Source organism: Microbacterium sp. BF1, from assembly GCF_019279095.1.
Lineage (GTDB): Bacteria > Actinomycetota > Actinomycetes > Actinomycetales > Microbacteriaceae > Microbacterium > Microbacterium maritypicum.
The window spans coordinates 1-5,072 of record NZ_JAGYWT010000166.1 but is presented as its reverse complement, the minus strand read 5'-3'; the positions used below and the strand labels follow the sequence as shown (position 1 = coordinate 5,072).

General features: G+C 65.8%; 6 protein-coding genes. All 6 read right to left on the bottom strand.

The features are described from left to right. On the bottom strand, positions 1 to 310 hold a 310-nt coding region (locus tag KZA10_RS07785; RefSeq protein WP_218682579.1), incomplete at its 3' end, for a hypothetical protein. After that, positions 303 to 701, bottom strand: a complete 399-nt coding sequence (locus tag KZA10_RS07780; RefSeq protein ID WP_067117771.1) for a hypothetical protein — start codon at positions 699 to 701, stop codon at positions 303 to 305. The genes KZA10_RS07780 and KZA10_RS07785, both read right to left, overlap by 8 nt. Positions 702 to 707: 6 nt before the next feature. Beyond that, complete coding sequence (locus KZA10_RS07775) at positions 708 to 1,373, bottom strand: hypothetical protein (RefSeq protein WP_218682578.1); 666 nt, start codon at positions 1,371 to 1,373, stop codon at positions 708 to 710. A 14-nt stretch (positions 1,374 to 1,387) separates the two neighbouring features. Next, on the bottom strand, positions 1,388 to 1,768 hold the full coding sequence (locus tag KZA10_RS07770) for a DUF4913 domain-containing protein (protein ID WP_218682577.1): 381 nt from the start codon (positions 1,766 to 1,768) through the stop codon (positions 1,388 to 1,390). Then, positions 1,761 to 3,506, bottom strand: a complete 1,746-nt coding sequence (locus KZA10_RS07765) for a type IV secretory system conjugative DNA transfer family protein (RefSeq protein ID WP_218682576.1) — start codon at positions 3,504 to 3,506, stop codon at positions 1,761 to 1,763. The genes KZA10_RS07770 and KZA10_RS07765 overlap by 8 nt, the downstream gene beginning before the upstream one ends. Then, a complete protein-coding gene (locus tag KZA10_RS07760; RefSeq protein ID WP_218682575.1) occupies positions 3,506 to 4,930 on the bottom strand; it encodes a nucleoside-triphosphatase in 1,425 nt (474 codons plus the stop codon). Before KZA10_RS07760 ends, KZA10_RS07765 begins: the two co-directional genes overlap by 1 nt. Positions 4,931 to 5,072 lie beyond the last annotated feature (142 nt).

Below are 5,072 nucleotides of genomic sequence, written 5' to 3'. Positions count from 1 at the left end.
GCCCTGCCTCAAGCCGGGCGAGAGTCGCCTCCAGGCTGACGCCGGGGGCAAGGCTGAACACTCCCCACTCGTCCGGATCTGCGCCGGCACCGAGATGCGCGAGAGCATTCTCGTGCTCTCCGATTTCGTACCGTGCACGCTCGAAGGTGACCCGCGCCTCGTCGGCCGCGCGACGATGCGCACGCGCAGCGGCCACTCGGTACCACGGCGGCGGTATCCGATCGAGGATCGCTTGTGCCTCTCTCTGCTCGGCCTGCGCGCGCTGCCGTCCGAGAGCAGCTGCACGAGCCCGCTCTCCCGACTCACTCATGCGTACCCTCAAGAAGCTCTATAAATGAGCGCGGAAGGACGACGTTTCGCGGAGCTCCGGCGAACAATGGCGCGACCTCTGTGGGGGTGTGGCCAGCGATGCCACACCCAATCTCCGTCACCAAGAACGTCAGCTCTGGATGCGTGCGAGCGAACGCATAGAACGTGGCGGTTTCCTCCGCGATCACATCCAGACCAGACATCGACACCAGCGCGTATGAGCGGCCCTGGAGTCCGTGAGCCTGCCCCATGATGGCGCCGAAGTCTCGCACGGCCTGTCGGGCGGCGCCGCCCGCGTGAGAGCCCGCAGCGTTCGATCCGAACACGAAGATCTCCCCCGGCCGCAGATCGGTGATCAGCTCTGCCCTACCGCGCCGCGAAAACAGTCCCATGGGTACTTAGCTGCCTTCGTTTGGTGCGGTTCCTGACAGCGCGTCCGAATACCCCTTGCCGTAGCCGGCGGCTTCTTCCGCCCGCAGCCGGGCGGTGATGCCCTCCGTCAGGGCCTCGTGGTACCGGACCGCTTCATCACGCGTGAGCTTTTGGATCAGCACGCCGATCCCGGCCGCCACGATGATCAGGATGTCGGCACCGAGGATCAGCTTCCACGCGTCCGGCACGTTCATCACGGACGACGTCAGTTCGGGTTCGAGGATCCCGCCGAGCACCATCACTGCCAGCAGGAGGACCGTGCCCCCTCCCACTGACCAGGCGATCCAGTGGAAGAACGCCCGCGTCGCGGAGAGCGGCGTCGGGGCGGCAAGCTGACCTAGCGTGGCATCTGCCCTGAGTCCCCGAGTCTGCTCGATGCGGTCCTGGAGGCGGAGCGCGAGGATCACCAGCGCCCAGCCGGCCACGACGGCGAGGACGAGAAACGCGGCCCACTCGGCCGACGTTCGGCCGACGGCCACGAGAGACACCGCCACCAGGCACAGGCCGATCGCGTGGACCCAGCGGGTGACGCGCTTGCGGCGTGCCATCCCGGGATCCCGAAAGACAGGCACCAGGAGAAAAGCGGCTCCCACCGCCGCCAGGATGAGGAAGAAGATGTCGTAGAACAGCATCGCATCAGCTCCGGTCAGACCAGGTCGGGCATGTCCTCAGGCGAGGGAAGCTCGCTCGGCCACTGTTCGGGCAGCGTGCGTGTTCGAGAGACTTTCTCGACACGCCAGAACGGGCCATCGCTCGCCGTGATGATCGGCATGGCCGTGTCGAGGTAGTCGCGGAAGAAGACCGCCATACCGGTCGGCCCTTCAAGGCGCAGGAACTCCCACGCCCGCCACAGGGCTTCGAACCGGCTGAGGACCTCGGTGTACTCCCACCAGCGGGGATCCCATCGAGCCGGGGACAGGTCGCGCTTCCAGTGCGGCAACAGCCAGTGTTCGACCCACATATACACGTTCGGGTAGTACGTTTCGACCTCGGTCTCATCCGGGGTCTCGTCGTCGTAATCAGACATTCGATGTCTCCTCGAGGTGGCCCGTCTGGACGGCCTGCGCTTCGTAGTAGTCGCGGCTCGCGGCCACTTTCTCGCCGTACGGCTTCGCGGACCAGTGCTCGAGCGCGAACAGCGTCGCCGGCTGTGTCGCGGGGATCATCACCGCGCGGCCGCGCGGCATCGCCGCGAGCTCCGAGACGTCGAAGATCCGCTCGCGGCTGATACTGGTCGTCGTCGACCGGCCTCCGTGCTGCTGGGTGCTGGTGCGGTGCACCACGTCATGGTCCCCGATCAGCTGGGACAGGTGCGGAAGGAACTTATCGTCCGCGAGGCCGCTACCCGAGGCGCGAATATTCGCGGCTCCCCAGAGCTTGTCCATGCCGTTGATACCGAACGCTTCAACGCCCTGCTGCCAGGACTGGAAGAACGTGGAGACGATGATGCCGCGGCTGCCGTAGTGCGAGTACACATCGGGCAGGTCTCGCCACCGGCACACGTTCGCGGCCTCGTCGAGGACCGCCATCAACGGTGTCGCGAGGCGGCCGCCACGCATCCGGGAACCGACTTCCTCCGCGGCCGTGAGGACCGCCATCGTCAGCGCCGCGGTGATCGCCCTGGCGCTGCCACCGCCCTCGCGAGAGATCGCGTAGACGGTGTCGGTGGACTTGACGAAGTCGTACGGGTCGAAGTGCGGTCGCCCGTCGGTGTCCGTGATCCACGGGAGCACCTTCTTGTTGGCCAGGACGCCGATAAAGGTCCGCACCGTGCCGTACACGCCGTCACGCTGTTTCTCCGTGAGTGTCTGCGTCTTCGAGAGGCCCTGTGCCTGCGTGTAGTCGTCCTCGACGAGCAGCACAGACGGATCTCCGATCTCGGGATCCCGCCCGCTGGGATCCATCGCCCACAGGTACACGTCAGTGATGGGTCTCCCCGTCACCGCGGCGGTGAGGAACAACCGCGCGAGTGTCTCCCGGCCGGCCGGTCCGAAGTACGCATCTTCCTTCGCGTCAGCTTCTTGCGCGGCCGAGACGAAGACGTCGACGAGCTTCTCCGCACGTTCGAAGTTCGTCACGAACGACAGCGGATTCCACCACCAGGTGGGCTCTGCGCCGATGATGTCCTGCACGTCGTGGATCCACACGCGGCCGATCTCCGAACGCGGCCCGCGGGTCAGGTCGACGATGTCTCGTTTGTTCGACGTCGCGAACACCGGTCCCTGTGTCTCCAGGATCTGCGGCACACACACGCAGCTCGTCTTGCCCGCACGCGGTCCCATGAGCCAGATCTGCACCCACTCCCACGTACCGAAGAGGAACTTGCCGGACGGGACGTGTCGACCGAGCGGGACACCGTCCGCTGCGCCTTCCGCACCGAGACGGGCGGTGTCCTCCGCGACCTTCTTCTGCGTCATCTCATCCAGCTCGCGGATCTGTCCCATCGACGCCGCCTTGTGGTCGACTCTGGATCCCGATGACCGACGCCGCAGCGCCAACGTCGCGATCGCGGCGGCCGCCACCCCCAGGACAATCAGCCCGAGCAGGAAGATCACGACCTGCAGCGGCGCCGGCGACAGCTTCCCTGTCAGAACAGCCGCCAGCACCGTGAACGGGTCACGCCGGCCGAGCTCGTCGACGCCGGGGTTGGTAAGCGCAGCCAACCAGCCCAGCACCCCGACGAACATCGCGACCGCGAGTACCCCGCCGATCACCAGCCACCCGGTGTCGGGCGCGAGAGGTTGTGCCCGCCGGTTCGGGCGCATCAGGCCGCCTCCTCCAGCGTCTCGGTGACGCGTGCCGCGTTCGCACGGAACCGCTCTGCCGCTGTCGTCCAGGCCCGGTTCGTGTCGTTCACGTCCATCTCTGCAGCCGTGAGCTCCACCTCGAACGGTGTCCCCGGCTTCTTGCCGATCTTGAGCAAGAACTTCCCTCGCCCAGGCGGGACCGCCTGTGTGCCCGTGTGCGGGTTCAGTGAACCGTCGGCACTCCAGTCCATGATCATCGACTTCTCGCGTGCCGACATCGCGAACACCTGCTCCAGGTTGCCCATCTCGGACTGCGCGAGCCCGCCGATGAACACCATCGCGGACCGGGCCACGAAGCCCCACGCGATCGTTGTCAGCTCATCAGATGACAGCTTGAGGTCATCCATCGTGTGCGTGATCATCGCCTGTGCGATACCGCGTGCACGGTTCAGACGCGTCAGTGCGTCGACGAAGAACACCATCGCCGAGCTGGCGCGCAGCATGCGCCACAGCTCATCCATCACCAGGAAGTAGTGACGGCGGGGCCGCAGGGCTGCATCCGCGAGGTACTTCTCCGCGTCGACGACCGCAGACCCGAACGACCACGACACGGCCTGCACGGCCGCCTGCAGCGTCAGGTCGCCGTCATCGATCGACGACAGATCGAACACGACCGGCCGACCGGCCTCGATCTGCACGGTGCTATCACCGTCGAAGATCGACCCGTACACACCCGACGAGGTCAACGCAATCAGACCGTCCAGCAGCAGCTCCGTGCGCTCCGCATACCGTTCTTCATCGCCACGGTCCTGCGCGATCGCGGCGAGACGCGGGTGACGAGAGCGCACCAGGGCCACCAGGTCGCTAATCCGCGGCTGCCGGCCTTCCTTCTCGATGTCGAACTCTTCATCGAGGATGCGCAGGCCCTCCACGACCATGCTGCGTTCCTTCTCGCTGATCCGGGCATCACGGCCCAACTCCAGCAGACCCGTCACGAGAGTGGCCCGACGCCGCTTCATCGCGTCGATCGCCTCACGCCGCGGCGCGTCGCCACGGGTGATGTCGTCGGGGATCTGCTCGAGCTCGCTCAGCAACTGGCTGAAATCGAGGATGTTGATGACTTCCTGGCCAGGGCCCACGTGGAACACCTGCCCGCCCATCGCGTCGATCAGATCCACGTAGTCGGGCTTCGTGTCACTGAGGACCATCGGGATGTGCCCCCAGGCCTCCAGCACCGTCACCATGCGACGTACGAGCGTCGACTTTCCCAGACCGGGACGGCCGAGAACGAAGCACGATGGCTGGTTGATCAGATTGGCAAGGAACCAACTGATCGGATCGGCGCAGACCACCGTGCCTTTCAGCAGATTCTTCCCGAGGGGGACGCCCACGGGAAGGTCGCTCGAACCAGCGATGAACGGCCAGAGACCGCACACCTGCACCGTGGTTCCCTGCGACTCGTATCACCGGAATGGCTTCGTTTCCACGGGAACGGAGCCATTTGGGCGATTTCAACCGAACGCACGCTCGGTAGGCTGAACGGGTGATCATCGGCACCGGCATCGACCTCGTGGACATCCCACG

Bases quoted from the DNA above. Each gene is read 5' to 3' on its own strand.
- KZA10_RS07765 (WP_218682576.1), bottom strand. From the start codon at position 3,506: ATGCGCCCGAACCGGCGGGCACAACCTCTCGCGCCCGACACCGGGTGG.
- KZA10_RS07775 (WP_218682578.1), bottom strand. From the start codon at position 1,373: ATGCTGTTCTACGACATCTTCTTCCTCATCCTGGCGGCGGTGGGAGCC.
- KZA10_RS07780 (WP_067117771.1), bottom strand. From the start codon at position 701: ATGGGACTGTTTTCGCGGCGCGGTAGGGCAGAGCTGATCACCGATCTG.
- KZA10_RS07770 (WP_218682577.1), bottom strand. From the start codon at position 1,768: ATGTCTGATTACGACGACGAGACCCCGGATGAGACCGAGGTCGAAACG.